The organism is Paenibacillus sp. OT2-17 (assembly GCF_009827695.1).
GTDB classification, from domain to species: Bacteria; Bacillota; Bacilli; order Paenibacillales; family Paenibacillaceae; genus Paenibacillus; species Paenibacillus polymyxa_B.
The window spans coordinates 1-827 of sequence record NZ_WUDQ01000918.1 but is presented as its reverse complement, the minus strand read 5'-3'; the positions used below and the strand labels follow the sequence as shown (position 1 = coordinate 827).

The following is an 827-nucleotide window of genomic DNA, read 5'->3' as shown; positions in this document are numbered from 1 at the left end:
GCAGCATTTGCCCTGTAATCAGTCGTCGTCGATTCAAAAGATCGCCAAGCGGGACGAGCAGCAATAATCCCAACGCATAACAAATTTGCGTGATGGTAATGACCATGCCTACCGATGAGTGCGTAATGCCAAATTCGTTTGCCAGCGCATCCAGCAATGGCTGTGCATAGTAAATGTTAGCGACAGCCAGCCCGCAGGCTATGGCAAACAAGAGTGCCACAGATCGGGACAAGGAGGGAATGGGGGCTGTTTCGGCAGCATTTGCTACCTTTTGATGAGGGAGGAGTACCGCTTTTTCTTCTGACGTCTTCATTTTCACATACCACGTCGCTTTCTGTAATTTACATACCGTTGAGTATAATATACCGATTGGTATGTAATGAATTTAGGTCAATATAACTCGTGCATATATAAAATGTCAAGATTTTATCATGTACATATTTGACAGTTTCTTTTCCTGATCATACAATCTTAATATACTGAACGATATGAAAAGAAGGAGCTGCTTATGGTTCGACCACGGGAATTTGATGAAGATCAAGCGTTGAATGCAGCGATGCAAATTTTTTGGGAAAAAGGATTCGAGGCTACATCTTTAAGCGATTTAACCTCCAAAATGGGAATTCAGCGCCCTAGCATTAACGCTGCTTTTGGAGACAAGAAGCAATTATTCGAAGCCGCGCTGCGCAAATATACGCAATCCCACGCTGCTTATGTACGCTCTAGACTACAAAGCAATTCTTCTGTAAAAGAAGCGTTTTACAATTTTTTTGGAGGAATCGTAGCAGAAGAGTACGAGGATGGGCCTAATAGGGGATGCTTTTGTA

General features: G+C 42.9%; 1 protein-coding gene and 1 pseudogene. One reads left to right on the top strand and one right to left on the bottom strand.

Translation table 11 applies throughout. The features are described 5' to 3' along the window. Nucleotides 1-313, bottom strand: a pseudogene (locus GRP75_RS28175) (MFS transporter); the annotation flags it as partial. Nucleotides 314-508: 195 nt separating this feature from the next. On the opposite strand from GRP75_RS28175, the gene GRP75_RS28170 reads away from it, so the two are divergent. Next, on the top strand, nucleotides 509-827 hold a 319-nt coding region (locus GRP75_RS28170), incomplete at its 3' end, for a TetR/AcrR family transcriptional regulator (protein WP_160791024.1).